Genomic DNA, 26,362 nt, shown 5'->3' with positions numbered 1-26,362 from the left:
TCTTATTTAATTCATTACTACAACCTTGTAGTAAAAAATGTTTGCTCTTATTTGCCTATATAAAACAAAAAACTGAAATATATTTATATATTTACAGCCCAGTTCAAAGCTTTTACTTTTACTTCGAAATAATAGTAAGTTTTGATAAGCAAAGCGCTTATCGTATAATTTTTTACAAATTACGATAATGGAAAAGCGTAAATTAAGTTTCTGGGAAATTTGGAATATGAGTTTCGGTTTCCTGGGGATACAAATGGGGTTTGCACTTCAGAATGCAAATGCCAGCAGAATTCTACAAATCTTTGGTGCCGACGTCCATGAGCTTTCATGGTTCTGGATTATTGCTCCCCTTATGGGATTAATAGTGCAGCCTGTTATTGGTCATTACAGTGACAGAACCTGGGGAAGATTTGGCAGACGGAAACCTTTCTTTTTAATAGGGGCAATTTTGGCTTCGGTAGGATTAATCCTGATGCCTCAGGCTAATATTTTCACTTCAGTATTACCTGCTTTGTGGGTTGGCGCCGGAATGTTAATGATTATGGATGCCTCTTTTAACATCGCCATGGAGCCTTTTCGTGCACTTGTTGGAGATAATTTGCGAACAGATCAGCGTACTGCAGGATTTAGTATTCAGACATCCTTAATTGGCTTTGGAGCTGTAATTGGTTCAGCACTTCCTTATGTTTTAACAAAATGGTTTGATGTATCAAATAGCAGTACACCGGGAAGTGTTCCGTTAAACCTGACGCTGTCCTTTATTATTGGTGCTGCTGTTTTAGTGGGGTCAATTCTCGTAACCATGTTTACAACAAAAGAATATTCACCTGAAGAACTGGTAAAATTCGAGGATCCGCAAAATCAGGTGATTTCCAATGTTGAGGAAAAATCAAAAATCACCGACATTTTCACAGATTTTGCAAAAATGCCTGTAACAATGCGTCAGCTCAGCTGGGTCCAGTTTTTCTCATGGTTTGGATTATTCGGTATGTGGGTTTTTACAACTCCTGCCATTGCACACCACATTTACAAATTACCACTTAGCGACACTTCGAGCCAGCAATATCAAAACGCCGGTGACTGGGTCGGAATTTTATTTGGTGTTTACAACTTTGTTTCTGCCATTGTAGCTTTGTTTTTCCTGCCGTATATCGCAAAAAAAATTGGACGAAAAGCTACACATTCATTTTCTTTAATTATAGGAGGAATTGGTTTAATATCCATTTACTTTATGCCTGATGAAGATTGGGTAGTTTTACCTATGGTTTTAATTGGAATCGCCTGGGCAAGTATTCTGGCTATGCCTTATGCCATTCTTGCCGGTTCCATTACGCCTAAAAAAATGGGTGTTTACATGGGAATCTTTAATTTCTTTATTGTTATTCCGCAAATTGTAAATGCATTGATCGGAGGGCCTATAGTAAAATATCTTTATCATGGTGATGCTATTTATGCCCTAATCACAAGTGGCATAAGTTTCTTAATTGCTGCACTTTTAGTCTACAAAGTAAAAGATGTAGACGATACTATCCTGAAATCATAAATAAGAATTCTCCCTTTAATGAAAAAAGCATTCATCTTCGACCTTGACGGAGTCATTGTCGATACCGCCAAATATCACTTTTTGGCCTGGAAAAAAATCGCAGAAGCGTTAAATATAAATTTCACACACGAACATAACGAATTACTTAAAGGCGTAAGCCGAGTTCGTTCTTTAGATATCATTTTAGAATTAGGTAATGTCCAGGTTTCGCAGGCCGATAAGGACAAAATGCTAATTCAGAAAAATGAGGATTACTTATCTTATTTAGTTGATATGGACGAAAACGAAATCCTTCCGGGAGTTTTTAAAATTCTGCAATCATTAAAAGATAAAAATCAGGGAATTGCATTGGGTTCTGCCAGTAAAAACGCAAGACCCATTCTGGAAAAAACAGGGATTCTGTCTTACTTCGATGCTATTGTTGACGGAAATGACGTCAGTAACGCAAAACCAGATCCGGAAGTTTTCTTAAAAGCGGCTCAATTGCTAAATATTGACCCAAAAAATGCCATCGTGTTTGAAGATTCTGTTGCCGGAATTCAGGCAGCAAATATCGCAGAAATGGTAAGTGTGGGAATCGGTGAGAAAACCATTTTACATGAGGCAGATTACATTTTCAAGGACTTCACTCTTATTGAGGAAAGTTTTATCCAAACGTTAATCAATTAGAAAATGTGTCAATTTGATAATTAGAAAATGAAAATTATCAAATAATAAAATAGTATAAATCATCAATTAACAGATCAATCAAATTAGAAGAAACAGTCAAATAATTATCAAATTGACACATTTTCTAATTATCTAATTAATAAAACAAATGAATCAGGATTATATAAAACCAGACAACTGGTCCATCATAGAAGAAGGGTTTGATGCCGAAAGCGTCAAATCTTCCGAAAGTCTTTTCAGCCTTGGGAACGGGGCTATGGGACAACGGGCCAATTTTGAAGAAACATACTCCGGCGAGACTTTTCAGGGAAGCTACATTGCCGGAATTTATTACCCGGATAAGACTAAAGTAGGCTGGTGGAAAAACGGTTACCCGAAATATTTTGCCAAAGTACTAAACGCGCCTAACTGGATTGGAATTAATATCGAAATCAATGAAGAAAACCTGGATTTAAATGCCTGTGATGAGGTTCGGAATTTCCGCAGGGAACTGAATATGAAAGAAGGTTGGTACAACCGTTCTTTTGAAGCGGTTTTAAAAAACGGGACTGAAATCGCCGTTAATGTCCGTCGTTTTCTTTCTTTGGACTTCGATGAAGCGGGTATCATCAAATACGATATTACGCCTTTAAATAAAGATGCCAAAATTGTTTACAAACCGTATATTGATGCAGGTGTAACCAATGAAGATGCCAATTGGGATGAAAAATTCTGGGAGCCTCTCGCAGTAAAAAAATCAAGCTGTGAAGCTTTCGTAACGGCACAAACATTTAAGACGCATTTTAAAGTCACTACTTTTATGCACAATACGATTTTGGCTAATGGGGAAAATATTCATATTTCTCCTTCTGCAATTGATTCTACAATTGATAGAGTACAGTTTACGTACGGAACCATTATCGCAAAAGGGCAAACTTCATCCATTCAGAAAATAGGGGGTTATACGGTTTCTTTAAATCACGAAAACACTTTGGCTGCAGCCGAAAAAGTAATCAAATCGGCCGTTTCCTTAGGATATGATACTTTACTTCAAAACCAAATTGATGCCTGGGCAAAAATCTGGGAAATGTCAGATATTACGATTGAAGGTGATGTTAAGGCTCAACAGGGAATCCGTTTTAATATTTTCCAGTTAAACCAAACGTATTCAGGAAAAGACAGCCGGTTAAATATTGGTCCAAAAGGTTTTACAGGAGAAAAATACGGCGGATCTACTTATTGGGATACTGAAGCCTATTGTATTCCGTTTTATATGGCGACAAAAGACCAACAGGTTGCGAGAAACTTATTGGCATATCGCTACAATCAATTGGATAAAGCAATTGAAAATGCTAAAGATAATTTAGGTTTCAAAAACGGCGCGGCATTGTATCCGATGGTGACCATGAATGGTGAAGAATGCCACAACGAATGGGAAATCACACACGAAGAAATCCACAGAAATGGTGCGATTGCTTTTGCGATTTACAACTATTACCGTTACACAGGCGATTACTCCTATATTCCGGAAAAAGGTTTAGAAGTGTTAATCGGAATTGCGCGTTTCTGGCACCAAAGAGCTTCTTTCTCAAAAGAGAAAAATCAATATGTGATTTTGGGAGTTACAGGTCCAAATGAGTACGAAAATAACATCAACAATAATTTCTACACGAACTATATTGCAAAATGGTGTATCGATTTTGCTGCCGAACAAATTGAAAAAGTAGCTTCAGAATATCCTGACGATCACAAAAGAATAATCGAAAAAGTAAAGCTTCCAGGAGAAGAAATCAAAGGATGGAAGAAAGTAGCTGATAACATTTATTTCCCGAAATCGGAGGAATTAGGGATTTATTTACAGCAAGATGGTTTCTTAGACAAAGAATTAGTTCCTGTAAAAGATTTAGATAAATCCCAGCGTCCGATCAATCAAAAATGGTCTTGGGATCGTGTGTTGCGTTCGCCATATATCAAACAAGCAGACGTTTTACAAGGTTTCTATTTCTTCGAAGATCATTTTTCTAGAGAAGAATTGAAACGAAATTTCGAGTTTTATGAGTCGTTTACTGTGCATGAAAGTTCGCTTTCGCCTTGCGTACACTCCATTCAGGCTGCAGCATTAGATAAAATGGATATGGCATACACATTTTATTTAAGAACTTCTCGTTTGGATTTGGACGATTATAACAAAGAAGTTAAAGAAGGCTGTCATATCACGTCAATGGCGGGAACATGGATGAGCATCGTAGAAGGTTTTGGCGGAATGCGTGTTAAAAATGACCAGCTTCACTTCTCACCAAAAATTCCGAAAGAATGGAAAGGTTATTCGTTTAAAATCAATTTCAGGCATCAGATTTTAAAAGTTGCAGTAACTCATACAGAAACTACTTTTGCTATAGATGGCGATGAGGATTTAACGATTATCGTAAACGGAAAACCTGTAATTGCAGACAAACAGCTTGCCAAAATTGATTAAATTACAATACTTTAAAAACTAAAAAAAACAAAAATTACTGATTTGACAATCTTGTCATTTCGACAAAGGAGAAATCCCACGAGGAATTCCATCCAGAGCATCGTCAATCTTTGTCGAGTTTCTAGTGTGATTTCTCCCTAGGGTCGAAATGACAAAAAAGGATGTTATTTTCGAAATAAATCTGTGCTAATTAGTGAAATCTGTGTTTCACTTTAAAACTTATTAATTATGAAAAACTTATTTTTCGCAAGTTTAATCTTGTTCGCATTTAATACAAATGCACAGCAATTAAAATCACCGGAAGGGAAGTTCGTAATGGAATTTTCGCTTCAAAATGACGGAACTCCAGCTTACAACCTGAAATACAAAAACAAAGAAGTTATAAAAACGAGTAAATTAGGTCTTGAACTTAAAGATGACAAAAAATCTTTATTAAACGACTTTACAATTGCTGATACTAAAACTTCAACTTTTGACGAAACCTGGAAACCAGTTTGGGGAGAAGTAGATCACATCAGAAATCATTATAATGAACTTGCGGTAACTTTAAACCAAAAAAGCACCGACAGAAAGATTATAATTCGTTTCCGTTTGTTTGATGACGGACTTGGATTTAGATATGAATTCCCGGCTCAAAAGAACCTTACTTATTTTGTTATTAAAGAAGAGAGAACTCAATTTGCAATGGCGGGAGACCATACAGCTTTCTGGATTCCCGGAGATTATGACACTCAGGAATATGATTATACAAAATCGAAATTATCTGAAATTAGAGGTTTATCTGAAAAAGCCTATACAGCAAACGTTTCACAAAAATCTTTTTCACCAACAGGAGTTCAGACTTCTTTGATGTTAAAAACAAATGACGGAATTTATATCAACCTTCATGAAGCAGCTTTGATCAACTATTCTTGTATGCACTTGAATCTTGATGACAAAAGCATGATTTTCGAATCTTGGTTAACGCCAGATGCAAAAGGAGATAAAGGATACATGCAAGCGCCAAGTCACTCGCCTTGGAGAACGATTATCGTGAGCGATGATGCTAGAGAAATCTTAGCTTCAAAAATGACGTATAACTTAAATGATCCTTCAAAAATCGAGAATACTTATTGGATTAAACCGGTTAAATATGTGGGTGTTTGGTGGGAAATGATTACAGGAAAAAGCTCTTGGTCATACACAAACGATTTCCCAACGGTTCAGCTAGGCGTTTCTGATTTCTCAAAAGCAAAACCAAACGGAACGCACGGAGCAAATAATGATAACGTAAAAAAATACATTGACTTTGCTGCACAGCACGGTTTTGACGCTGTTTTGGTTGAAGGCTGGAACGAAGGCTGGGAAGACTGGTTCGGACATTCTAAAGATTATGTCTTTGATTTCTTAACTCCGTATCCTGATTTTGATGTAAAAGGTTTACACGAATACGCAAAATCAAAAGGAGTAAAAATCATCATGCACCATGAAACTTCTGGATCTGTTCGTAACTACGAGCGCCACATGGATGCTGCTTATAAATTCATGAACGATAACGGATACGATGCTGTAAAAAGTGGTTATGTAGGTGATATTTTACCAAGAGGTGAAAACCACTACAGCCAATGGATTGTAAACCACTATCAATATGCTATTGAAAAAGCAGCTGATTACAAAATTATGGTAAATGCTCATGAAGCAGTTCGCCCAACCGGAATTGCGAGAACGTATCCTAACTTAATTGGAAACGAAGCAGCAAGAGGAACAGAATACCAGGCTTTTGGAGGTTCTAAACCAAATCACGTTACTGTTTTACCATTTACACGTTTAATAGGAGGACCAATGGATTATACGCCTGGAATCTTCGAAATGGATATCAGCAAAATGAATCCTGATAACAAATCGCATGTAAACAGTACATTGGCAAACCAATTGGCTTTATATGTTACTATGTACAGCCCGTTGCAAATGGCGGCTGATACTCCGGAGAATTACAACCGTTTTCCGGATGCTTTTCAATTCATAAAAGATGTAGCGGTAGACTGGTCAGAAAGCAAATATATCGAAGCTGAGCCGGGCGATTTTGTTACGGTTGCCCGTAAAGCAAAAGGAACAAACAACTGGTTCGTTGGAAACGTAAACGGTGAAACGCCGCGTACCTCAAACATCGATTTCAGTTTCCTTGAAAAAGGTAAAAAATATACCGCAACAATTTATGCTGATGCAAAAGATGCACATTACAAAACTAATCCGCAGGCGTATACAATTAAGAAAATTGCTGTAACCAATAAATCAAAATTATCACAGTTATCAGCTCCGGGCGGAGGTTATGCAATCAGCATAATTGAAACCAAATAATTTTTTTAAAGACAAGTGATTTTCCCCCTAGATTGCTTGTCTTTTTTTTTAGTTATTAAAACATATCCTAACAGGTTTCAAAAACCTGTTAGGTATTACATCAGCATACTTGTCCTGCAAGATTTTCAAAACCTTGTAGGTATAATATTGAGTAAAGCTGTAGAAAACCTACAAGGTTTTGGAAACCTTGCAGGAAATCGAATCAAAAAAGACAAACTATGAAAAATCCAAAAACAACATTCAAAATAAACCCACATATCTATAAATTAGTTTTATTGGGTTTGTTGTTTTCCGCTTCCGCGAAAGCGCAAATCCAGAAAGTAGAACCACCATTTTGGTATGCCGGAATGAAAAATCCGGAACTACAGATTATGTTCTACGGAAAAAACATTTCGCAGTATGAAACTTCGGTATCAAATAATATTGCGATTAAAAATGTAGAAAAAACCGAAAACCCAAATTACCTTTTTGTAACTATTGATACGAAAGACGTAAAAGCTTCTGAATTGGTTTTCTCTTTCAAAACCAAAAATAAAGTCGCTTTTACACAAAAATATTCCCTTAAAGAAAGAAGAGCCAATTCGGCTGACCGAAAAAGCTATGATGCATCAGATCTGATTTACCTAATTATGCCGGATCGTTTTGCTAACGGAAATCCTAAAAATGATAGCAATGCTTCACTAACTGAAAAAGGAAATCGTGCTTTGCCGGGCGGACGTCACGGTGGAGATATCGAGGGAATTATCAAGAACCTGGATTATATTTCTTCTCTTGGAGCAACCACAATTTGGAGTACGCCTTTATGCGAAGACAACGACAAACAACATTCGTATCATACATACGGACAATCAGACGTTTACAAAATTGATTCGCGTTACGGAACAAACGACGATTACGCTCGTTTATCAGCAGAAATGCACAAAAAGAACATGAAACTTGTTATGGATTATGTGACCAATCATTGGGGAATTACACACTGGATGATGAAAGATATTCCAACCAAAACCTGGTTCAATCAATTCGAAACTTTCACGCAGACACATCACAGACGTGAAGTAATAACAGATATTCACGCTTCTAAAATCGATCAGGAAATTTGTATTGATGGCTGGTTTGTACCTTCAATGCCGGATTTGAATCTTAGAAATCCTTTAGTAGCAAAATATCTGACTCAAAACGCCATCTGGTGGATTGAATTTGCTGATCTTGACGGATTCAGAGTAGATACTTATAATTATTCTGACCCCGCGGCAATGGCAAACTGGGCAAAATCGGTTACGAATGAATATCCAAATTTTAATATTGTGGGTGAAATCTGGATGCACAATCAGGCGAGTCTGGCGTATTGGCAGAAAGACAGCAAAATTGGAGCGATAAAGAACTACAACTCGAATTTGCCAAGTGTAATGGACTTTACGCTTCAAAGTCAGATTGGTTCAGTTTTCAACGACGATACGCCTGCATGGGACGCAGGTCTGATTAAATTCTACAATAATTTTGCGATGGATTATTTATATCCAAACACAAACAATCTGCTGGTTTTTGCCGAAAATCATGACACAGATCGTATGAATCATATTTTTAAATATGATCTGGCGAAATACAAACTCGCCATGACTTTACTGGCTACTGTTCGCGGGATTCCACAGATTTATTACGGTTCCGAAATTGGAATGGGCGGAGATAAAGGAAAAGGCGGAGATGCCGATATTCGTCAGGATTTCCCGGGTGGCTGGGCTGGTGACAAAAACAACGCTTTTACGGCAGCAGGAAGAACGGCTGAACAGGCTGCTTATTTTGATTTCAGTTCGAAATTATTTAACTGGAGAAAAACAAATGAAGCAGTTCATTCCGGAAAAATGACACATTATATTCCGGAAAACAATACGTATGTTTATTTCAGATATACCGATGCTAAAACCGTAATGGTAGTTTTCAATAACAATGCAAAAGAGCAGGTTGTAAAAACAAACCGTTTCAAAGAAAACATTAAAAACTATACATCAGGAAAAGATGTTATCACGGGAAAAACGTTTGATTTAGTTTCTGAAATTACGCTGGAACCAAAATCAGCCGTAGTTTTAGAATTGGAATAATATTTTTTCTATTGCAGATTTTGGGGATTCGTCATATTCATTTTAATTATCTGCTCAATCTGCCAAATCTGTGAGAAACTTAATCTTTTTTTACGATCCTTTATCATTTTTTTTTTTTTGACAATCATTGAGAATAGAAAATTCTTGAATTGCTTCACTTGTTCGATATCGCTCGGGTTGTGGCTTTTAATTTTTTAATAAATTCCTTGCAACCTTTGCGTAAAACTTTGCGACCTTTGCGATTAAATTTTACAGATATGCTAAAAATAGCTCACAGAGGTGCCAAAGCATACGAACCCGAAAACACGCTTCAGGCTTTTCAAAAAGCTTTAGACTTACATTCAGACGGAATCGAACTTGACGTTCATCTCAGCGCTGACGGACATCTCATCGTCATGCACGATGAAACCATCGATAAAATGACCAACGGAAAAGGCGATATCAACTCGTATACTTTAGCCGAATTAAAGTCATTTAGAATCGCTGGAAAATTTCAAATTCCTACTCTAAACGAAGTTTTTGATTTAGTAGATAAAAAATGCTTCATCAACGTGGAGTTAAAAAATGCCGATACTTCAAAAAATGTGGTTTCATTGATTGAAGAATACATCAATAAAAAAAGCTGGAACTACGAACATTTTATCATTTCTAGTTTTGACTGGAATGCTTTAAAAGAAGTTCAGAACCTAAATCCAAATATTCCGATTGGTGTTTTAACGGAGGAAGATCTTGATATGGCTTTGGCTTTCGCTGAAACCATAAAAGCAAAAGCCATTCATCCTGATTTTCAGTTATTGAATAAAGAAAAAGTTCAGGAAATTCAGAAAAAAGGATTCTTAGTTTTCCCCTGGACAGTAAACTCCGAAGAAGACATCCAAAAAGTAAAAAGTTATCACGTAAACGGAATTATCTCTGATAATCCAGATAAAATATAATAATAGCCACGAATTCACGATTTTATTTTTTTTTACAATCTATGAGAAAAAAAATTCGTGAATTTGCGGTGAACAAAAAAATATGATTAAAAATTTCGACATCATCATCGTTGGCGGAGGCGCTGCAGGTTTTTTTACCGCAATTAATATTGCTGAGAAAAATCCAAAACTAAAAATTGCCATTTTAGAAAGAGGAAAAGAAGTGCTTTCTAAAGTCCGCGTTTCCGGAGGCGGAAGATGCAATGTGACACATGCGTGTTTTGAGCCTAATGAACTGGTCAAATTTTATCCTCGGGGCGAAAAAGAACTTCGCGGTCCATTTCATCAATTTTGCTCAGGCGATACAATCGAATGGTTCGAAAAACACGGTGTTGAATTAAAAATCGAAGAAGACGGGCGACTATTTCCCGTTTCAAATTCCTCGCAAACTATTATTGATTGTTTTTTAAAAGCAACCGAAAGATTAGGTATCAAAGTATTGACAGGACAAAGCGTACAATCGATTTTTAAAAAAGAAAATCACTGGAAAATTGACACACAAACCGAAAATTACGCTACTGAAAAATTAGTTATGGCAACCGGAAGCAATCCGAAAATCTGGGAAATGCTTCAGGGACACGGGCATGCTGTTGTAAGTCCGGTTCCTTCGTTGTTTACTTTCAATATCAAAGATTCCCGAATCAAAGAATTGCCAGGAGTTGCCGCACATGTTACTGTAAATGTAAAAGATACTAAACTTGAATCGACAGGACCTTTATTGATTACGCATTGGGGAATGAGCGGACCCGCAATTTTGAAACTTTCGGCCTGGGGCGCACGTATTTTACATGATAAAAATTATCAGTTTACGATTTCCATAAATTGGTTAAATGATATTGATTACGAAGATGCCGAAAAAATCCTGAAAGACTTAAAACAGGAGCATGCTAAAAAAGCGGTTTCTAAAAAATCGCCTTTTGACTTTCCAAATCGTTTGTGGGAAAGTCTGGTTTTGGTTTCTGGAATTGATGCAGAAACCAAATGGGCCGATTTATCTAAAAATCAATTGCAGAATCTAATTTCACAATTGACAAAAGCCGAATTTAAAGTGAACGGGAAAAGTACTTTTAAAGAAGAATTTGTAACCGCAGGCGGAATCGATTTAAAGGAAATCAATTTTAAAACGATGGAAAGCAAAATTCACGAAAACCTTTATTTTGCAGGAGAAATTGTCAATATCGATGCTATAACAGGAGGATTTAATTTTCAGAATGCCTGGACAAGCGGGTTTATTCTGGCTCAAAACATGTAATACAAATGAAATTCAAAGGAATTATTTTTGATTTAGACGGCACATTAGTCAATTCATTAGAAGACATTTCAGATGCGATGAATAAAGTACTTGAAGGGCTAAATTTTCCAACTCATACTTACGATACCTATCAATATTTTATCGGCAGCGGTTTACGAAATCTAGTCAGCAAAGCATTGCCCGCATCAAACAATTCAGACGAACAAATCGAAATTTGTTTTGCAAGTATGGTTAATGAATATCGTGAAATCTGTACGTTGAAAACAAAACCATATAAAGGTATTGTCGAATTATTGGATAATTTGGCTTCACAAAATATCAAAATGGCGGTTTTCTCCAACAAGGCAGATGAGTTGACCAAGAAAATAGCTTCTGAAATATTTCCAAATCACTTTGATGCTGCAGTTGGTCTGAGTACAGAAGCGCTTAAAAAACCAAATCCGTTTGAAGCGGTCGAAATCAGCAAAAAATGGAATTTAAAACCGGAAGAAATCCTTTTTGTCGGCGATTCTGATATCGATATGCAGACAGCAGTAAACGCAAATATGTTTCCTGTTGGCGTTACCTGGGGTTACAGAACTCAGGAAGAGTTGAAAAACAGCGGAGCAAAAGTGGTTGTGACCAAGGCTTCAGAATTAATGGAGTTATTGTAAAACCGTAATTTGAATTTAAAGTATTAACAAGAATTTACACAATTCATAAGTTTTCATTAAGACGATTCTAATAATTTTACTCTCAGCTAATTAATTCTGTATGAGAGTAAAATTACTTACCACAATTTCTTTTTTCACCTATCAGTTATCTATTTCACAAACTGAAAAATTGCTTCATGGCAAAGTAGTTGCTCAGGATCTTCCGCTTAAAAATGTAGAAGTAATCAACAAAACTGCTAAAATCAGCACCAGAACAAATGAATCGGGCGAATTTTCAATTGCTGTAAATATAAAAGACAGTCTGCTTTTCTTCTCAAAAGATTTTTTATTTACAAGATTAAAAGTTACAGCAGAAAACATTCAGTCCAATCGTTTTAAAGTCAATATGATTGCCAAACCGGAAGAGCTGAAAGAAGTTGTCGTTTTGAATAACGAATCAAAAACAGTCTGGCTGACTAAAGAAGAAATAGAACAGATTAAGCTAAACGCTCACAAATCAAAAGAGGGATTAAAAATTGCTGGTTATAAAGAAGCAGTTATGCCCCTCGGAACAGATTTTATTTACCTTGGAAAACAAATTCGGAATTTATTCAAAAAAGAAGAAACGCCTAAAAAGGAAAGTCCAAAAATCAATTTCAGTTTACTTGTAAAAAGCACATTGCCTCCTGATTTTTTGACAAAAGATCTGAAATTAAAGCCCGAAGAAACAACGCTTTTTATTGAATTCTGCAATGCCGATCCAAAATCTAAAACCTTTTTAGAAAATCCAAATATTCTGGCTACGATGGATTTTTTGTATGCTAAAAATGAAGAGTTTAAGAAGTTGAAATAGACTTTTTAAGTTTTTTCCATTTTAAGAAAAATACACCCAAACAAACAATTAATAGAATAGAAAAAATAATGACACAGATTAAGACTAAAGTTAAGTTCTCATTCTTTTTCGATAATCGCCAATTTAAAATATTGTTCTTACGTGTTAGTTCAACTACAACTTCATCAATTTGCTTTCCCTGTTGAGAACAATAGTTAGAAATCTGTTTTAAACACAAAATAAGTCTTTCGTTAAGTAATTCATTTTCAAATCCATATTGTTTTGAAAGTAAATATATTTCGGAAGCGTCTTTATAATTATACTCGCTCATTACATTTGTAATATTTCCCAATTCAAACAATAAAACTGAAATAATTTGATCTTTCGGTTTTATAAACGAAATCCTTTCGTTTAACTGAAAGTACAATGAATGTTTCAATTTATCCAATTCTTTGTAGGAAAGCTTGGTTTTTGGAGTAACTTCCGAACCAAAATTTGTATTGATAAAAAATTGTCCTGACGGATTTTGCAGTTTTTGAATCTTGGCTTCTAAAATTTTAAGGTGAAGCCATTCAGATCTTTCGTGAGATTCAGGATTTAATAGAATTGATTTTTTAATCCACTCATAAGACTTTTGATTTTCTCCCATTAACTCATAAAGAGTTCCAAGATTAGAAGCTGTTGAATATCTGTTTGGTTTTATTTTTTCAATTTCTAAATATAATTTTAAGGCTTCCTGATATTTTCCCTGAATAATTAAAACATAGCCCTTATCAGACAAATAATCTATGTCTTTTGTTTTTTCATATCCTTTTTCAAGATCCCAAATTAAAGCCGGAAAATCTTTAATTTTGAATTGATGGCCGAAAGGGACATATTGATGCGTACGGTCACGGTAAATTTCAACTTTATTTTTTAATATTTTTAGTTCCCAATTCAAACAGGCAAAGGTTTTAAAAGACATTAAAACCAAGACAATAACAAAAAAATTAAATCTATTCATAAAGTATAAACGCGTTGATTAAACCTGTAACAAAACAAACCTGAAACAAAAACTACTTATTCAACCACCAGATACTCGCATTCAAAATCGCTGCAAATCCAACCCAGGCCAAATACGGAATCAATAAATAACCGGCCGTTTTATTGATTTTGGTAAATTTTAAATACGTTTCGTAAATCATCAGCCATAAAAGGGCGATTTCGATTAAGGCGAGCATCGGGTTTTTTAATCCGAAGAATAAATAAGACCATACTGCATTAAGTGTTAACTGAATTATGAAAAAACCTAAAGCTTTTTTTACTTCTTCATTCTGCTCTTTTATTTTATCCCAGACCAATCCGGCGGCAACGGCCATAAAGACATAAAGCAAAGTCCAGACCGGCATGAAAATCCAGTTGGGCGGATTAAAAAAGGGCTTTTTAATTGTTGGATACCACTCTGCCACACTGGGTCTTGTTACCATACTGGCAGAATATCCTACTGCTAAACAAACTACTAACGCTATTGCTATTTTTACGAACTTATTCATGATAATCAAATTTTGAATCAAAAATAGTCAAAAAGAAAAATTTCAAACCATATAAGTTATATAACTTCATTTTAGTAAAAGCTGCTTATATTTCTTATATAACTTATATGGTGAAAAAGTTATCTTTGTCAAAATTTTATAATTCATGTTTACAGCAGCTGATTTTATTCCTAAAACATATTCTTCAACAATTGAAAACGGAAACTTTGAATGGAGTGCTCCAAGCAATATTGCATTGGTAAAATACTGGGGAAAAAAAGACAACCAGATTCCGGCAAATCCTTCTGTGAGTTTTACATTGAATAATTGCAAAACGATTACGAAACTTGCTTTTGAAAAGAAAGAAAATAAGAATGTTTTTTCTTTCGATTTACTATTTGAAGGAAAACCAAAAGAAGATTTCAAACCGAAAATTCAGAAGTTTTTAGAAAGAGTTGAGGTTTACCTGCCGTTTTTGAAAGACTATCATTTTACCATTGATACTCATAATACTTTTCCGCACAGTTCAGGTATTGCTTCTTCAGCATCCGGGATGGCAGCTCTGGCAATGAATTTTATGAGTTTAGAAAGAAAGCTAAACCCAGGAATGACAGATGATTATTTTTATCAGAAAGCATCATTTTTAGCCCGTTTAGGTTCAGGAAGTGCATGCCGAAGCGTAAAAGGAAATGTAGTCGTTTGGGGAAATCAGGCAAATATCGAAGGAAGCTCTGATTTATTTGGGGTTGAATTTCCGCATGCAATTCATGAAAATTTCCATCATTATCAGGATACTATTTTATTAGTGGATAAAGGCGAAAAACAGGTTTCAAGCACCGTTGGACACGATTTGATGCACCATCATCCGTATGCCTACAGCCGTTTTGCGCAGGCACACGAGAATCTGGATCAATTAATCGCTATTTTCGAAAGTGGAAATGTAGAAGAGTTTATCAAAGTTGTAGAAAGTGAAGCTCTGACTTTGCATGCCATGATGATGACTTCAATGCCTTATTACATCCTGATGAAGCCAAACACATTACAAATTATCAACGCCATCTGGAAATTTAGGGACGAAACAAAAACTCCGGTTTGTTTTACCCTTGATGCCGGTGCAAACGTGCATGTGCTTTATCCTGAAAATGTAAAAGAAAAAGTATTGCAATTTATTAAGAACGAATTAGTTGGCTTTTGTCAAAATGGTCAGTATATTTGCGACGAAATTGGAGCGGGAAGTCAATTAATAATTGATAATTGATAATTGTCAATTAATCACTAACTTTATGGAGAAGAAAAACATTATTAAAGAAAAATCTTTTGCTTTTGCAATTGACATTGTTAATCTTTATAAAGTTTTAAGTGAGAAAAAAGAGTTCGTATTATCCAGACAAGTTTTGCGATCCGGAACCTCGATTGGTGCCAATGTAAGAGAATCTGAACATGCTCAAAGTAAAGCAGATTTTATCCATAAATTATCTATTTCATTAAAAGAAGCAAACGAAACAGAATATTGGTTAGATTTGTTGTATGAAACAAAATATCTTTCGGATGTAGAGTTTCAAAATATAAAACCAAAAATAATAGAATTATTACGATTGCTTACAAGCATTATTAAAACTTCTAAAAACATATAATTAATTATCAACTGGTAATTATTAATTTTCAATTATGAAAGGACCATTATTTTACTCAAAAATATTACTCTTTGGAGAATACGGAATCATCCGCGATTCTAAAGGACTTTCTATTCCTTATAATTTTTATAATGGCGCCCTGAAGAGAGATGAAAATCCTTCTGTAGAGGCCATTGCTTCAAATGCAAGTTTAAAACGTTATACCGTTTACCTGGAAAACTTACAAACAGAACAGCCTGATTTGGTTGTTTTTGACATTCCTTCTCTTAAAAGCGATGTTGAAACGGGTATGTACTTCGATTCCAGTATTCCGCAAGGGTACGGTGTGGGAAGCAGCGGTGCTTTGGTGGCGGCTATTTATGATAAATATGCTACTGATAAAATTACCGTTCTTGAGAATCTGACACGTGAAAAATTATTGCAGCTAAAAAACATATTTGCAAATATGGAGAGTTTTTTCCACGGAAAAAGTTCTGGTCTGGATCCATTAAACAGTTATTTGAGCATTCCGATTTTAATTAATTCTAAAGATAATATCGAAGCAACCGGAATTCCAACCCAGAGTTTTGACGGAAAAGGAGCTGTATTCTTATTAGATTCAGGAATTGTGGGTGAAACCGCTCCGATGGTCAATATTTTTATGGAAAACCTAAAAGACAAAGGTTTCCGTGCGATGCTAAAAAACCAATTTGTAAAATATACCGATGCCTGTGTAGACAACTTTTTGCACGGCGACATGAAATCATTGTTTACTAATACTAAAAAGCTTTCAAAAGTCGTTTTAAACAATTTCAAGCCTATGATTCCGGAGCAGTTTCACGGAATCTGGCAGCATGGAATTGATACCAACGATTATTATTTAAAACTTTGCGGTTCTGGCGGCGGCGGTTATATTCTGGGTTTTACTGAAGATCTGGAGCGCGCTAAGGTTTCCTTAAAAGATTATAAATTAGAAGTGGTGTATCAGTTCTAATTTAACCTTTTTTCAAACTATAAACCGGTATGATGTTAAGCAGGCAGCACAAACTTTTAGTAATGAAAATTGTCAGTCTGTTCTCTGTAGTAAGAGGTTACAACATTCCGATTATTGTGTTGGCACAATATTTATCAGCTATTTTTATATTAGCTCCGGAGAAAAGAGCGCTCGATATTTTACTTGATTCCTACTTGTTTCTGATTGTATTTGCGTCTGCCGTTACGATTGCTTCTGGCTATATTATCAATAATTTTTATGACAGCCAGAAAGACCTGATCAACAGACCGAACAAATCGATGCTGGATCGTCTGGTCAGTCAGAAAACAAAACTTTCAGTTTACTTTTCCCTGAACTTTATGGCCGTTCTGACAGCTTTAATCGTTTCCTGGCGTGCTTCCTTATTTTTTTCAGCTTATATTTTCCTAATCTGGTTTTATTCGCATAAAATTAAAAAGTATGCCATCGTTGGAAATCTGACAGCGGCTTTTCTGGCTGTTCTGCCTTTTTTTGCCATTCTGCTTTACTTTTTTTACCACCAGATTTCATTTAACGAAATTGAGAACCACAGAAGTCATTTTGCAGTAATTTCAGCACATGCAATGTTTTTATTTTTACTGCTGCTAATTCGGGAGATGATAAAAGATCTTGAGAATTTAAAAGGTGATTTAGCTAATAATTACCAGACTATTCCAATTCTTTACAGCGAAAGGGTCTCAAAGCAGATCATTACAGTTTTAACCTTTATGACCATACTTCCCGTGTACATATTGATCAATGTTTATGATGTAGGCTATATGGATATCTATTTCTATGTGTGTTTTATGGCATTACTTTTTTTTCTGTTGTATTTATGGAAATCAAATTCTAAAGAGCAATATTTACTGCTTCATAATATGCTTAAATTTTTGATTGTTTCGGGTGTTTTTTGCATTGTCTTGATTAATCCAAGTGTATTGTGGCACGGAAAGCAATTGATTTCTAATTTTTAGGTTTATTTCGTAGAAATTTTCAGAAATTTATTCCAGAAACTTTGCAAAACTTAATGTTAACCTTTGTGAATCTTCTGTGAGACATCCTTTATAATGATTAAAAAATGCCAATTGTAAGCTCCTGACTCACCAAAACCGTATTGCTATCAATCTAAGAACATTCAACTTAAGATTATTTAGGAGGAATAAACTATCTTTGCACAAATTACAGAATTTATGAACAACAAGGAAGGCAATAATAAAAGAGGCGGATCGAGACCAAACAGCTCAAGGTCAAACTCAGGCAAGCCGAAACCTCCTATGGCAAAGCGTGCGCAAGGGCCAAAAAAAGTGAACCCTGCTGTTAAGGCTGCGGAAGAAGAAAAAGCAGCAAAATTTAAAAAACAGAATCAGGCTCCAAAAAGACAAAAAGCTTCAGACGAAATTCGATTGAACAAATATATTTCGAATTCGGGTGTCTGTTCACGTCGTGATGCAGATATATACATTCAGTCCGGAAACGTAAAAGTAAATGGGGTTCCGGTAACTGAAATGGGGTATTTAGTAAAATTAAATGATGTTGTGAATTTTGACGGTGTTATCCTGACTCCTGAAAAGAAAGAATATATATTACTAAACAAACCAAAGAACTTTACGACGGCATTAGACGAAGGACAGGAATATCGTAATGTTTTGGAATTGGTGCGTGGAGCTACAAACGCTAAGATATCTGCGGTTGGAAGAATGGATAAAAACACCACCGGATTATTATTGTTTACAAATGATAATGATATGATCCGTAAGTTTACATTACCGAATCAGAAATCATCTAAAATCTATCAGGTTTCATTAGATAAAAACCTGAAATATGAGGATCTGGAAAAAATCAGCAAGGGATTGGTTTTGGATGGACACCGTGTTTTTGTAGAGGAAATAAGCTACATTGACAATGAGCCAAAAAGTGAAGTAGGTCTAAAATTGCGTACTGCTAATGTAAAAGTAGTTCGTTCCATTTTTGAAAGTTTTGAATATAATGTCCTGCGTATTGACCGTGTATCTTTTGCAGGTCTGACCAAAAAGAACCTGCCAAGAGGAAACTGGCGCTTTTTGACAGATCAGGAAATTATCAATTTAAAAAACGTTTAAAAGATATTCTGAATAACTAAAAAACCTGTTTCAAACAAAGTGAAACAGGTTTTGTTTTTAAGGCTATAAAGTAGCCTTTTGTTTCTCTACAAAATTATGTGATTGCAGTTCTAACAATTCAGTAGCATTTTTTCGCTGCAGATTGTACAAGTTTTTATCTTCGGCAATATCAGCATACACTTTGTCATGCATTTCAGCACTTGTTTTTATCAGTAACTCCCGCTGGTATTTATTTTGCTGCAAAGTGGCTTTCATGGCCGTTTCGGCTTCTTCCTGTTTTATATCGAACTCGCCTTTTGGAGCCAGTAATTTGGCAATTATCGGAGAGGTTTCGATTGCTAAAAACAACAGCATGATAAAAAATGAAGGAAGCCACGGCAATTTGTTCAATGCGTTAATTCTGGCCATCAACCCGTCAAAACCTTCGATGACTGGTTGTGTCTGTAAAATCTTTTTATCCAGATCGGCCTGAAGTTGTTTGCCTGTTTTTTCTTTTTCAGCAATTTTTGCTTCGTTAGCGGTTTTTAAAGTTTCATATTCTTTTAAAGCAGCATCGTGTTTCTCTCTCTTTTCCTTATAAACTGGGCCTTTTCCTAATTTTTTAGTTCCGGAAGTTCCTTCGGCTTCTGTAATATAAGTAGAGTATAAAGCATTTACTTCTTTCTCTTTTTTCAGAATATCAGCTTTTAAAGCCGTAATTTCAGCCTTGTTTTTATCTAAATCCGATTTGAAATAAGTTCCAATTTGTTTTTTGTTGGCCAGTTCCATTTCGTTTTTTTCCTTTAGTAAAACGGTATTGATTTCTTTTTCGAAAATTTTAATTTCTAATGGTTTTGAAATTACGATAGCAATAATAATCGCCAGCACGATTCTGGGAGTCGCCTGAAGGAATTCATCCATCAAACGATCTCTCTTTTTAATGGTGGAGACAATAAAACGGTCGAGATTAAAAATAAGCAAACTCCATACAAACCCAAAAATTAAGGCAGGATAAATAGAATCAAATACAGTAAAAAGGGCATAAGCACTGGCCAGAAAGGCCATAACTGCGGTAAAAAAAACAGTGGCGCCAATACCAACATATTTGGTTTGTTCGCCTTCTGAACAGTCTTCGAGAAGATTTCGGTCGGCTCCTGAACACAGGATAAAAAATTGTTTTAACATGATTGATGATTTTTGATTAATGATGATAAGGCAAATTTAACGCCAAAAATTTAATTGGAAGCTAAATAGTTGATTTGTTTTTACTTGTGAATCAATTATTTGGTGTTTTGTAATTAGTTAGTCCATAGTAATTAGTGCCTAGTCCTTAGTAATTAGTTGTAAAGTGTAAATTATTCCTATTTGTTTTAACAGTAAGTTCTTCCTATTTGTTTCAACAGTAAGCGCTTCTTTTAGTATACACAACACGACTAAGGACTAATTACTGAGAACTAAAAATCTAAAATCGTGATCAATGTTACATAAACATTACTATTTTCTAGTTATAAACGTCTAATCATAACAGTATGTTAATTTTTTTTACAGGTTTTAATAATACTAAGGTTATAGTTTCGCACCAAAATCAAACCAAAATCACAATGAAAAATTTATATGTGGCTGCAATGCTATTTTTATTAACGCTGACGGGCTATGCCCAAAAAGCAATCATATCAGGAAAGGTCTTAGACGCTGATGATAAACTGCCTCTGCCAGGAGCTATGATTCAAATTGTAGGTGAAAACAAGTACACTGTATCCGACTATAACGGAAGGTTTGAATTGCTTAACATAAATGTTGGAACATATCAGGTAACGGTTAAATATATTGGATATACTTCTACCACTCAGGAAATCACAGTAGAACAAGGGAAAAACAACGTAATCGATTTTTCGCTTAAAACTACAGGAACAGAATTGAATGAGGTGGTAGTGGGAGACATCTTAAAAGGTCAGGCAAAAGCACTGAACCAGCAAAAAAACAGCAAAAATATAGGAAACATAATTTCATCAGATCAGGTAGGCCGTTTTCCGGATGCCAATGTCGGAGATGCATTAAAACGTGTTCCGGGTATCACCATGCAAAATGATCAGGGGGAAGCGCGTAATATCATCATTAGAGGTTTGGCTCCTTCCTTAAACTCTGTAACCTTGAATGGTGACCGAATTCCGTCTGCAGAAGGGGACAACCGAAATGTACAGATGGATTTGATTCCTTCAGATATGATTTCGACTATTGAAGTAAATAAAACATTGACATCTGACATGGATGCTGATGCGATTGGAGGTTCTGTAAATTTAGTAACAAGAGCAACTCCAAATGGCGAAAGAATTTCAGCAACGCTTGCAGGGGGGTATCTTCCTATTCGTGAAAAAGCTTCTTATACAGCGGGATTGGTTTATGGTAACCGATTTGCTAACAATAAATTAGGCATGGTTGTCAGCGGATCTTATAATAATGTAGATTATGGATCAGACAACATCGAAAACGAATGGGTAAAAGATGATTTTGGGAATGAGTTCTTACAGGCATCTCAGGTTAGAAAATACGATGTACAGCGTATTCGCCGAAGCGGATCGATTGCTTTAGATTATAAATTTGATGAAAACAACAGCATTTTTGCCAATGCAATCTACAACTGGAGAGATGACAGAGAAAACCGTTTCAGAACTACTTATGATAATATTGAACCCATTTATAATGGAGAAGAAATCATTGGCTTTGAAGGACGTGTAAGACGCCAGACAAAAGGTGGAGCTGATAACGACCGAAACAAAAACAGAAGGCTAGAAGATCAGCGTGTTCAAAATTATTCCATACGAGGAGAACACTTAATCAATTCGAAATTAGATTTAGACTGGTCTGCCAACTATGCAAAAGCCAGAGAATATCGCCCGGAGGAACGCTATATTGAGTACCGTCAGAAAGGTCTGGATATGTTTCAGGATTTATCTGACCCAAGATTTCCGTTGCTGACAACAGAGGGAGAATCTACAGATAAATTTAAATTTGATTCGGTTACAGAAAATACAGATGAAACAAGCGAAAGTGAATTTGGTGCAAAAGTCAACATTCGTTTCCCGTTCTCTGTTATTGCGGGTGAAAAAGGAAGATTAAGAACAGGTCTTAGACTTCGTTTGAAAGAAAAAGAAAGAAACAATAATTTTTACGCTTACGAACCAATAAATGACGGAATGGAATTGTTATCAGAGGTTTCAACAAGCTATTTTGATGGAAAAAACTTTAATCCGGGAAGTAAATATGTGCCTGGAACTTTTGCTTCGGCTAATTTCTTAGGAAGTTTAGACCTTAATAATGCAAGTTTATTTGATAAAGAAGCAGATCCGGCTGAGTATTTAGCTGTTAATTATAACGCTAAAGAAAGAATTACGGCTGCTTACGTAAGATGGGATCAGGATTTTAACGATAAACTTTCAATGGTTTTAGGTTTCCGTGTTGAAAACACACACATCGATTATACAGGAAATCGTGTTTTAGATGAAGAAGAATTAGAAAGCCAGATCAACACAACAAACTCTTACACTAATTTATTGCCAAGTATTTCATTTCAATACAATGCTACAAAAGATTTAGTTTTAAGAGCAGCTGCCACTACTGCACTGGCAAGACCTAACTATTATGCACTGGCACCTTATGTAAACAATATTGCTGCTGATAAAGAAATTACGGCTGGTAATCCGGATCTTGATGTTACCTACTCATACAATTATGATTTTATGGTTGAGAATTATTTCAAGTCGGTTGGATTGATTTCAGGAGGTGTTTTCTACAAAAAATTACGTGATTTCATCTATAACTACAGCGATAGTCAATATACTAATGCCAAATTTGCTGCAGATTTTCCAAATCAGGTAAACCCAATTCCTGCTGGCGAAAACTGGTCATTTTTACAATCAAGAAATGGCGATACTGTTGATGTTTATGGTTTTGAAGTAGCTTTTCAGCGTAAATTAGACTTTTTACCTGGTGCTTTCTTAAAAGGATTCGGTATTTACGTGAACTATACATACACTAAATCTGAAGCAAAAGGAATAGCTGACGAAGACGGAAATGAAAGAAACAACATCAGCCTTCCTGGAACTGCGCCTCATATGTTCAACGGATCATTGTCATGGGAGAACAAACGTTTCTCTGCCAGGATTTCAACAAATTTTACATCTGATTATTTAGATGAACTCGGATCTGAATCGTATAATGACAGTTTTTATGACAAACAGTTTTTTCTGGATGCGAATGCTTCTTATAAAATTACGCCAAAACTTCGCTTTTTTGCTGAAGCTAACAACTTAACAAACCAGCCATTGCGTTACTATCAGGGTATAGAAGCACATACCAAACAAGCTGAATACTATCAGGCTCGTTACAATTTCGGATTGAAATTAGACTTGTAAAACCTGTTTTTAAAAATTCTTAAATTAGACAGAGTTTAACGGCTCTGTCTAATTGCATACAAATACATTATAAAAATGAAGAATAAATCTATAATTGCGTTTTTACTTTTAGCACTTTCATTAACAGCTTGTAAAGATGATAAATTAGCGCCGGTATCTCCAAATGCCGTAAAACCAACAGTTGTTACAGAAGCTTTGCCTCACGATACTGATGACCCTTCGATCTGGATTCACCCAACTGATGCTACAAAAAGTATTATTGTAGGAACTGATAAAGATACAGACGGTGGTTTGTATGCTTTTGATTTAAACGGAAAAATCCTGAAGAAATCAATTCCGTTAAAACGCCCAAACAATGTTGATATCGCTTACGGATTGATTATTGACGGAAAAAAAGTGGATATTGCTGTTACAACTGAGCGTGAAAGCAACAAAATCAGAGTTTTCAGCCTGCCGGATTTAGAACCAATTGACAACGGAGGCATTTCAGTTTTTGAAGGAGAAGAACAACGCGATCCAATGGGAATTTCTTTATACACACGCCCGACAGATGGCAAAATATTCGCTATTGTGGGAAGAAAATCAGGCCCTTCAGGAAGCTATTTATGGCAATATGAACTTTCGGGTTTCGGTAAAAATGCTGTTGGAAAAGTAGTTCGCAAATTTGGAGCTTACAGCGGAAAGAAAGAAATTGAAGCCATTGCTGTTGATAATGAATTAGGAACTGTTTTATATTGTGACGAGCAATTCGGAATCAGAAAATACAAGGCAGATCCTGCTTTGAATGACAATAAAGAATTAGCACTTTTTGGGCAAAAAGATTTTAAAGCCGATCATGAAGGAATTGCTATTTACAAAAAAACAGCTACTACAGGATATATTTTAGTTTCCAACCAACAGGCAAACACTTTCATGGTGTATCCGAGAGAAGGAGTTAACGGAAATCCAAACAGTTATAAATTACTGGCAGAAGTTCCAACTTCAACAATCGAATGTGATGGTGCCGATGTAACCAGTGTTAATTTAGGCGGATCCTATAAAAATGGTCTTTTCGTAGCGATGAGTAACGGAATGACATTCCATTATTACGCCTGGGACTTAATCCAGAAACGTATTGACGAATCTAAAAAATAAATTTTCAGTGTTTACAATGTTTTCAGTCGCAGTGTCAGTGTTAAGTGTTTATTTTTAGCTGCGATTGAGGACCAAACAAAAAAGCTGTTCAGAAATGAACAGCTTTTTTAGTTTGAATCAATAATTCCTTTTATTCTGTAATCGGTGCACCTGCTAAGATTTCAGCATTTGCAAATTCTTCAAATTTGGCAAAATTAGCTTTGAATTTCAGAGCCAATTCTAATGCTTTTTTATCGTATAAATCTTTATCTTCCCAGGTATTTCTAGGGTTTAAAATTTCATTTGGTACATTTGGACAAGACTGTGGTTTTGCAATTCCAAAAACCGAATGATTTTCATAGTCTACATTATCCAGTTCTCCGTTTAATGCAGCCGTAATCATAGCGCGGGTATATTTTAATTTCATGCGACTTCCGGTTCCGTAAGCTCCTCCCGTCCATCCTGTGTTGATTAGCCAGACTTTTACATCAGCATCTTTCATTTTTTTGCTTAGCATTTCAGCATATTTTGTTGGATGCAAAGGCATAAATGGTGCTCCAAAACAAGCAGAAAAGTTTGGCTGAGGTTCTGTTACGCCAGCTTCAGTTCCGGCCACTTTTGCCGTATAACCAGAAATAAAATGATAGGCTGCCTGCCCTGGAGTCAGTTTTGAGATTGGGGGCAAAATTCCGAAAGAATCTGCTGTTAAGAAAAAAATATTTTTAGGATTATGTCCTATAGAACCCGGCTGAATATTGTCGATATGTGTTATCGGATAACTTACACGGGTATTTTGTGTAATGGTAACATCTTCATAATCAACTTCATTGGTGCCTGCTTTAAAAACGACATTTTCTAAAAGCGCCCCTTTTTTGATAGCTCTGAAAATATCCGGTTCATTTTCTTCAGATAAGTTGATTACTTTGGCATAACAGCCCCCTTCAAAATTAAAAACGGTGTTTTCACTTGTCCACCCATGTTCGTCGTCACCGATTAATTTACGTTCTGGATCAGCTGATAAAGTAGTTTTTCCGGTTCCGGATAAGCCGAAGAAAATCGCAGTATCGCCAGCGTCACCCACATTCGCACTGCAGTGCATTGGTAATGTATTTTTGAAAACGGGTAAAATGAAATTCAAGGCAGAGAATATCCCTTTTTTCATTTCTCCGGTATAACCTGTTCCGCCAATTAAGGCTACTTTTTTAGTAAAATCCAAAATAGCAAAATTAGACTGGCGTGTTCCGTCTACAGCCGGATCTGCCATAAAACCTGGAGCACAGATTACCGTCCATTCTGGAGTGAAATTCGCTAATTCACTTTCTTCTGGTCGCAGAAACATATTGTAGCAAAACAAATTCGACCAGGCAGTTTCAGTAACAACGCGGACATTTAATCTGTAATTCACATCAGAACAAACGTATGAATCGCGTACAAAAACTTCTTTATCTGATAAAAATTGTGTTACCTTATTATATAGTTTTTCGAAAGCTTCCGGTGAAAACGGAATATTTACATTTCCCCACCAAACTTTTTCTTCTGTTATACTGTCTTTTACAATAAAACGGTCTTGTGGAGAACGTCCGGTAAATTCACCAGTGTTAATCGCCAATGCTCCTGTAGAACTCTCAATACCTTGTCCGGCCTCAATAGTCAGAGCATGTAACTCTTCCGGAGATAGTTGATAGTGAACATTTGCATTTTTGATTCCTAAATTGTTTAGCGAAATCGATTTCGTGGAAAGTGTATTCGTCTCCATAAATTTTGAATTGTTGTAGTTATATTGTTTATTCTTAAATATCAATTTTAAGATATGAATAACTTAAGTAGGTGTTA

The 26,362-nt window shown here is 35.6% G+C and carries 20 protein-coding genes; 16 read left to right on the top strand and 4 right to left on the bottom strand.

All coding sequences use genetic code 11. The features are described 5' to 3' along the window. The first annotated feature begins 187 nt into the window (after window positions 1-187). The 9 genes from ACNC7R_RS20095 (at window position 188) to ACNC7R_RS20055 (ending at window position 12,811) form a co-directional block, all read left to right on the top strand. A complete protein-coding gene (locus ACNC7R_RS20095) occupies window positions 188-1,543 on the top strand; it encodes an MFS transporter (protein WP_417942798.1) in 1,356 nt (451 codons plus the stop codon). An 18-nt stretch (window positions 1,544-1,561) separates the two neighbouring features. Next, the gene (pgmB, locus tag ACNC7R_RS20090; protein WP_417942797.1) at window positions 1,562-2,212 is read left to right on the top strand and encodes a beta-phosphoglucomutase; all 651 of its coding nucleotides are present in this window, start codon (window positions 1,562-1,564) and stop codon (window positions 2,210-2,212) included. 148 nt (window positions 2,213-2,360) lie between these two features. Then, window positions 2,361-4,667 carry a glycoside hydrolase family 65 protein gene (locus ACNC7R_RS20085; protein ID WP_417942796.1) on the top strand — a complete coding sequence of 769 codons (2,307 nt, stop codon included), beginning with the start codon at window positions 2,361-2,363 and terminating at the stop codon, window positions 4,665-4,667. 228 nt (window positions 4,668-4,895) lie between these two features. Then, a complete protein-coding gene (locus ACNC7R_RS20080; RefSeq protein WP_417942795.1) occupies window positions 4,896-7,004 on the top strand; it encodes a glycoside hydrolase family 97 protein in 2,109 nt (702 codons plus the stop codon). 218 nt (window positions 7,005-7,222) lie between these two features. Further along, the gene (locus tag ACNC7R_RS20075) at window positions 7,223-9,100 is read left to right on the top strand and encodes a glycoside hydrolase family 13 protein (protein WP_417942794.1); all 1,878 of its coding nucleotides are present in this window, start codon (window positions 7,223-7,225) and stop codon (window positions 9,098-9,100) included. Window positions 9,101-9,357: 257 nt separating this feature from the next. Then, window positions 9,358-10,035 carry a glycerophosphodiester phosphodiesterase gene (locus tag ACNC7R_RS20070; protein ID WP_417942793.1) on the top strand — a complete coding sequence of 226 codons (678 nt, stop codon included), beginning with the start codon at window positions 9,358-9,360 and terminating at the stop codon, window positions 10,033-10,035. Window positions 10,036-10,117: 82 nt separating this feature from the next. Beyond that, window positions 10,118-11,326, top strand: coding sequence for an NAD(P)/FAD-dependent oxidoreductase (locus tag ACNC7R_RS20065; RefSeq protein ID WP_417942792.1), 1,209 nt, complete (start codon window positions 10,118-10,120; stop codon window positions 11,324-11,326). A gap of 5 nt (window positions 11,327-11,331) precedes the next feature. Next, entirely contained in the window at window positions 11,332-11,979 is a 648-nt protein-coding gene (locus tag ACNC7R_RS20060; RefSeq protein ID WP_417942791.1) for an HAD family hydrolase, read from the top strand. Between the two features lie 100 nt (window positions 11,980-12,079). Beyond that, window positions 12,080-12,811, top strand: a complete 732-nt coding sequence (locus ACNC7R_RS20055) for a hypothetical protein (RefSeq protein WP_417942790.1) — start codon at window positions 12,080-12,082, stop codon at window positions 12,809-12,811. On the opposite strand, the gene ACNC7R_RS20050 is transcribed toward ACNC7R_RS20055, so the two are convergent. Further along, complete coding sequence (locus ACNC7R_RS20050; RefSeq protein WP_417942789.1) at window positions 12,795-13,730, bottom strand: tetratricopeptide repeat protein; 936 nt, start codon at window positions 13,728-13,730, stop codon at window positions 12,795-12,797. The genes ACNC7R_RS20055 and ACNC7R_RS20050 overlap by 17 nt on opposite strands. A gap of 115 nt (window positions 13,731-13,845) precedes the next feature. Further along, window positions 13,846-14,322 carry a TspO/MBR family protein gene (locus ACNC7R_RS20045; RefSeq protein ID WP_417942788.1) on the bottom strand — a complete coding sequence of 159 codons (477 nt, stop codon included), beginning with the start codon at window positions 14,320-14,322 and terminating at the stop codon, window positions 13,846-13,848. A 145-nt stretch (window positions 14,323-14,467) separates the two neighbouring features. Here ACNC7R_RS20045 and ACNC7R_RS20040 point away from each other — a divergent pair, with 145 nt between their 5' ends. The 5 genes from ACNC7R_RS20040 to ACNC7R_RS20020 all read left to right on the top strand — a co-directional run bounded on the left by ACNC7R_RS20040 (window position 14,468) and on the right by ACNC7R_RS20020 (window position 19,025). Beyond that, window positions 14,468-15,559 carry a diphosphomevalonate/mevalonate 3,5-bisphosphate decarboxylase family protein gene (locus ACNC7R_RS20040; RefSeq protein ID WP_417942787.1) on the top strand — a complete coding sequence of 364 codons (1,092 nt, stop codon included), beginning with the start codon at window positions 14,468-14,470 and terminating at the stop codon, window positions 15,557-15,559. A gap of 25 nt (window positions 15,560-15,584) precedes the next feature. Beyond that, window positions 15,585-15,935: a four helix bundle protein gene (locus tag ACNC7R_RS20035; protein ID WP_278011947.1), complete on the top strand. Its 351-nt coding sequence runs from the start codon at window positions 15,585-15,587 to the stop codon at window positions 15,933-15,935. Between the two features lie 34 nt (window positions 15,936-15,969). Further along, the gene (locus tag ACNC7R_RS20030; protein WP_417942786.1) at window positions 15,970-16,908 is read left to right on the top strand and encodes a mevalonate kinase; all 939 of its coding nucleotides are present in this window, start codon (window positions 15,970-15,972) and stop codon (window positions 16,906-16,908) included. A gap of 32 nt (window positions 16,909-16,940) precedes the next feature. Further along, complete coding sequence (locus ACNC7R_RS20025) at window positions 16,941-17,900, top strand: geranylgeranylglycerol-phosphate geranylgeranyltransferase (protein WP_417943203.1); 960 nt, start codon at window positions 16,941-16,943, stop codon at window positions 17,898-17,900. 216 nt (window positions 17,901-18,116) lie between these two features. Continuing rightward, the gene (locus tag ACNC7R_RS20020) at window positions 18,117-19,025 is read left to right on the top strand and encodes a pseudouridine synthase (protein WP_417942785.1); all 909 of its coding nucleotides are present in this window, start codon (window positions 18,117-18,119) and stop codon (window positions 19,023-19,025) included. A gap of 63 nt (window positions 19,026-19,088) precedes the next feature. Here ACNC7R_RS20020 and ACNC7R_RS20015 read toward each other — a convergent pair whose 3' ends face one another. Beyond that, window positions 19,089-20,189, bottom strand: coding sequence for a DUF4407 domain-containing protein (locus ACNC7R_RS20015; protein ID WP_417942784.1), 1,101 nt, complete (start codon window positions 20,187-20,189; stop codon window positions 19,089-19,091). A gap of 416 nt (window positions 20,190-20,605) precedes the next feature. Here ACNC7R_RS20015 and ACNC7R_RS20010 point away from each other — a divergent pair, with 416 nt between their 5' ends. Together ACNC7R_RS20010 and ACNC7R_RS20005 are read left to right on the top strand one after the other, a co-directional pair. After that, window positions 20,606-23,416, top strand: coding sequence for a TonB-dependent receptor (locus ACNC7R_RS20010; RefSeq protein WP_417942783.1), 2,811 nt, complete (start codon window positions 20,606-20,608; stop codon window positions 23,414-23,416). Window positions 23,417-23,491: 75 nt separating this feature from the next. Then, window positions 23,492-24,550, top strand: a complete 1,059-nt coding sequence (locus ACNC7R_RS20005) for a phytase (RefSeq protein WP_417942782.1) — start codon at window positions 23,492-23,494, stop codon at window positions 24,548-24,550. 130 nt (window positions 24,551-24,680) lie between these two features. On the opposite strand, the gene pckA is transcribed toward ACNC7R_RS20005, so the two are convergent. Continuing rightward, window positions 24,681-26,285, bottom strand: coding sequence for a phosphoenolpyruvate carboxykinase (ATP) (gene pckA, locus ACNC7R_RS20000; protein ID WP_417942781.1), 1,605 nt, complete (start codon window positions 26,283-26,285; stop codon window positions 24,681-24,683). Window positions 26,286-26,362: the final 77 nt, after the last annotated feature.

It is taken from the genome of Flavobacterium adiutor (assembly GCF_048282555.1).
Classification (GTDB): domain Bacteria; phylum Bacteroidota; class Bacteroidia; order Flavobacteriales; family Flavobacteriaceae; genus Flavobacterium.
Note: the sequence above shows the minus strand (reverse complement) of the source record. Positions and strands in the feature narration are given on the sequence as shown.

What these genes read in the sequence shown, in the direction of transcription:
- ACNC7R_RS20005 (WP_417942782.1), top strand. Translation starts at nt 23,492, where the DNA reads ATGAAGAATAAATCTATAATTGCGTTTTTACTTTTAGCACTTTCATTA.
- ACNC7R_RS20040 (WP_417942787.1), top strand. Translation starts at nt 14,468, where the DNA reads ATGTTTACAGCAGCTGATTTTATTCCTAAAACATATTCTTCAACAATT.
- ACNC7R_RS20010 (WP_417942783.1), top strand. Translation starts at nt 20,606, where the DNA reads ATGAAAAATTTATATGTGGCTGCAATGCTATTTTTATTAACGCTGACG.
- ACNC7R_RS20070 (WP_417942793.1), top strand. Translation starts at nt 9,358, where the DNA reads ATGCTAAAAATAGCTCACAGAGGTGCCAAAGCATACGAACCCGAAAAC.
- ACNC7R_RS20065 (WP_417942792.1), top strand. Translation starts at nt 10,118, where the DNA reads ATGATTAAAAATTTCGACATCATCATCGTTGGCGGAGGCGCTGCAGGT.
- ACNC7R_RS20085 (WP_417942796.1), top strand. Translation starts at nt 2,361, where the DNA reads ATGAATCAGGATTATATAAAACCAGACAACTGGTCCATCATAGAAGAA.
- ACNC7R_RS20025 (WP_417943203.1), top strand. Translation starts at nt 16,941, where the DNA reads ATGTTAAGCAGGCAGCACAAACTTTTAGTAATGAAAATTGTCAGTCTG.
- ACNC7R_RS20075 (WP_417942794.1), top strand. Translation starts at nt 7,223, where the DNA reads ATGAAAAATCCAAAAACAACATTCAAAATAAACCCACATATCTATAAA.
- ACNC7R_RS20045 (WP_417942788.1), bottom strand. Translation starts at nt 14,322, where the DNA reads ATGAATAAGTTCGTAAAAATAGCAATAGCGTTAGTAGTTTGTTTAGCA.
- ACNC7R_RS20030 (WP_417942786.1), top strand. Translation starts at nt 15,970, where the DNA reads ATGAAAGGACCATTATTTTACTCAAAAATATTACTCTTTGGAGAATAC.
- pgmB (WP_417942797.1), top strand. Translation starts at nt 1,562, where the DNA reads ATGAAAAAAGCATTCATCTTCGACCTTGACGGAGTCATTGTCGATACC.
- pckA (WP_417942781.1), bottom strand. Translation starts at nt 26,285, where the DNA reads ATGGAGACGAATACACTTTCCACGAAATCGATTTCGCTAAACAATTTA.
- ACNC7R_RS20080 (WP_417942795.1), top strand. Translation starts at nt 4,896, where the DNA reads ATGAAAAACTTATTTTTCGCAAGTTTAATCTTGTTCGCATTTAATACA.
- ACNC7R_RS20060 (WP_417942791.1), top strand. Translation starts at nt 11,332, where the DNA reads ATGAAATTCAAAGGAATTATTTTTGATTTAGACGGCACATTAGTCAAT.
- ACNC7R_RS20095 (WP_417942798.1), top strand. Translation starts at nt 188, where the DNA reads ATGGAAAAGCGTAAATTAAGTTTCTGGGAAATTTGGAATATGAGTTTC.
- ACNC7R_RS20035 (WP_278011947.1), top strand. Translation starts at nt 15,585, where the DNA reads ATGGAGAAGAAAAACATTATTAAAGAAAAATCTTTTGCTTTTGCAATT.
- ACNC7R_RS20015 (WP_417942784.1), bottom strand. Translation starts at nt 20,189, where the DNA reads ATGTTAAAACAATTTTTTATCCTGTGTTCAGGAGCCGACCGAAATCTT.
- ACNC7R_RS20020 (WP_417942785.1), top strand. Translation starts at nt 18,117, where the DNA reads ATGAACAACAAGGAAGGCAATAATAAAAGAGGCGGATCGAGACCAAAC.
- ACNC7R_RS20055 (WP_417942790.1), top strand. Translation starts at nt 12,080, where the DNA reads ATGAGAGTAAAATTACTTACCACAATTTCTTTTTTCACCTATCAGTTA.